Here is a 1,731-nt window from a genome sequence, read left to right on the forward strand (position 1 = left end):
GGGCCAGCGCAAGATGGTCGACAAGATGCTCAAGGGCGAGGAACCGAACCCGATCTACGGCAAGCGCGGCAAGCAGCGCTCGGTGCACAACACGTACTTCACGCTGCCGGTCGTGTTCGCGATGCTGTCGAACCACTATGCGATGACGTACACGAACAAGTTCAACTGGGTCGTGCTCGTGCTGATCATGCTGGCCGGCGCGCTGATTCGCCAGTTCTTCGTGATGCGTCACCGCGGCAAGCAGCTGTGGTACCTGCCGATCGGCGGCGTCGCGCTGCTGTCGGGCGCGCTGGTGTGGACGATGCCGAAGCCGGTCGCCCCGGAAGCGCAAGCGGCCAACGCACCGAAGATCGTGATCAACGACATCATGCCGATCCTGCAGCAGCGCTGCGTCGAGTGCCACTCGGCCAAGCCGACGCTGATGGGCAGCGCGCCCGCGGGCGTGATGTTCGACACGCCGGACGAAGTGTCGAAGAACGCGCAGCGCATCTACGATCAGGCCGTGCGCCTGAAGGCGATGCCGATCGGCAACGTCACGCACATGACCGACGACGAGCGGACGAAACTCGCCGCCTGGTTCGAGGGCGGCGCGGTCAAGTAAGCCGCCCGCCGCGCGCCGGAAGTCATTCGCCGGCGTCATCCTCTCCGTTCGCGGGCCCGGTGACGGGCCCGTTTTTTTGCCTGCGCGGCATGCCCTTCGCGCGCTACCTGCTCATCGCGTCGCGCTGCAGTGCGACGAGTGCATCGCGTGCGCGCGGGCCGTCGTCGAACGGCACGAAGATGTGATCGTGGTACGCGGCGGCCATCACGTTGCAGCTGATGCCGGCTGCACCGAGCGCCCGCGCGAATGCGGCCGTGAGGCCGACGGCCGCGAGATCGGAATGCACGGTCAGCGTGATCCAGGCGGCGCGAAACAGCACCGGCCAGCCGCGACGCGCGGCCGTCTCCTCGTCGACCACGACCGTCAGCCCTTCCGCTTCGCGGAACGTCGCGATCACTTCGGATACCGATACGTCGGCGTCGTGCGGCAGCGAAATGAACGCGAACGCCCCCGGATGCAGTTCGGGCTGCATCGTGCGCAGCAGGACCGCGAGGTCGTTTTCAGGCTGGCTCATCGGAGTATCGCGCCCGGAACCGGACGTCGTGTGGTGGCGATGCGGGCACGATAGCACGCGCGACAGCGGCAAACGGGTGCCGCTGTTCGAGCCGTGGCAACTCGAACCGATGCCGATGTATGCCGCGTTCCCGCCGAACCGGCATGTCAGCGCGACGCTGCGTGTGTTCGTCGACCGGGTCGCCGGGCTGATGGCGCAGCATGCGCCGGTTGCGAATCGACAGCGCGGCGGCCAGGGTTCGCGCGATACGCGCAAGGCCACGTCAACCTGATTCGCAAGAAAACGGCGCGCATAAAAAAACCCGCGCAGGTTGCGCGGGTTTCGACAGGCGGACGACCAGATCATCCTGACTCAGGCCGTCACCGCATCCAGTGCGTCCTCGGTGAGCCACAGCGACTCCTGCAGATCCTGCTCGTTCAGGTTCAGGCCGTCACCACCGCGATCGACGACGATGAAGTCGCTGACACCGCCCAATGCGATCAGCGGGTGATGCCACACGCCCTTCGCGTAATTGACGCCCTGCCAGCCGCTCGTGACGAATGCACGAATCTTCGCCGGATCGAGATCGCCCGCGGGCGCGACGACGACGAGATACGGCTGGTCGTTCAGCGGCACG

General features: G+C 66.3%; 3 protein-coding genes and 1 pseudogene. 2 read left to right on the top strand and 2 right to left on the bottom strand.

Annotation, left to right across the window (positions count from 1 at the left end):
- Positions 1 to 601: urate hydroxylase PuuD (locus JMF90_RS35830; protein WP_201326228.1), on the top strand; the 601-nt coding region annotated here is incomplete at its 5' end.
- A 103-nt stretch (positions 602 to 704) separates the two neighbouring features.
- Here JMF90_RS35830 and JMF90_RS35835 read toward each other — a convergent pair.
- Positions 705 to 1,115, bottom strand: a complete 411-nt coding sequence (locus JMF90_RS35835) for an ACT domain-containing protein (protein WP_077179226.1) — start codon at positions 1,113 to 1,115, stop codon at positions 705 to 707.
- A gap of 58 nt (positions 1,116 to 1,173) precedes the next feature.
- Here JMF90_RS35835 and JMF90_RS35840 point away from each other — a divergent pair.
- A pseudogene (locus JMF90_RS35840) lies at positions 1,174 to 1,386 on the top strand (LysR family transcriptional regulator); the annotation flags it as partial.
- Between the two features lie 80 nt (positions 1,387 to 1,466).
- Here JMF90_RS35840 and JMF90_RS35845 read toward each other — a convergent pair.
- Positions 1,467 to 1,731: ureidoglycolate lyase (locus JMF90_RS35845; protein WP_201326229.1), on the bottom strand; the 265-nt coding region annotated here is incomplete at its 5' end.

This window comes from Burkholderia sp. E168m23, assembly GCF_016586125.1.
In the GTDB taxonomy this organism is placed as follows: Bacteria; Pseudomonadota; Gammaproteobacteria; order Burkholderiales; family Burkholderiaceae; genus Burkholderia; species Burkholderia orbicola.

Coding starts and splice junctions, on each gene's coding strand:
- JMF90_RS35835 (WP_077179226.1), bottom strand. CDS start 1,115: ATGAGCCAGCCTGAAAACGACCTCGCGGTCCTGCTGCGCACGATGCAG.